Source organism: Massilia frigida, from assembly GCF_011682175.1.
GTDB lineage: Bacteria > Pseudomonadota > Gammaproteobacteria > Burkholderiales > Burkholderiaceae_D > Telluria_A > Telluria_A frigida.
The window spans coordinates 1-769 of the sequence record NZ_WHJG01000151.1; the positions used below are offsets into that span (position 1 = coordinate 1).

The 769-nt window shown below is 48.0% G+C and carries 1 rRNA gene; it reads left to right on the top strand.

The features are described 5' to 3' along the window. Positions 1-25: 25 nt before the first annotated feature. A 5S ribosomal RNA gene (rrf, locus tag F2P44_RS34435) occupies positions 26-138 on the top strand. The last annotated feature ends 631 nt before the right edge of the window (positions 139-769 follow it).

Sequence of the window (769 nt, forward strand, 5' to 3'; positions counted from 1 at the left end):
GGAGCACCAAGCTGTACAAGTTATGCCTGATGACCATAGTAAATCGGTACCACCCCTTCCCATCCCGAACAGGACCGTGAAACGATTTTACGCCGATGATAGTGCTGCAACCAGTGTGAAAGTAGGTCATCGTCAGGCTAGTTATAAGAGAAAGACCCCGGTAAGCCTAAGCGCGCTTAAGATCGCGCTTAGTGCAAACCGGGGTTTTTTTTCGCCCGCAGATTTTAACCGGCAGCCTGAGCGCTTCCAGGATCGGGCTTTATACGGAGATTATTTTGTCCTCAGATTTTCGTCCTCTCTGCATCCAAATTCCGAAAAATATCCAAACTAAATCGGCAACAGCGGAATCCGCGCACATTAATCCGACATCACGAACTCATGTGCGGAGCTTTTATCTCCGTCTACGGCAGTGCAGGCTCCCCACACATGCAACGAAACTATGAATAAAATGATGCCTCCACGACTCTTGACCGGTGCAGAGAACGAATTTTAAGAAGCAAGGGTGTTAATTTATGAAGACGATGCGTAATTTTAGGGTTCTGGGAAGGGCAACCGGTAGCAAAAAAAATAAACAACTTGATGAGATAACCATCGTGGCGAATCCGGATGCCCTCAGAAGGATCGCGATATTTCTTATTGGTGCGTAAGCGCGCCATAAACCCCAGACTTGTGGCATAGCTGCGGCTGCAGCATTCTTTCCCCATCTAATTTTATGTGGGACAAGGATGAAAAAGGACATGCAATTCTGGGCGGCGCATGTTGCGGCGAT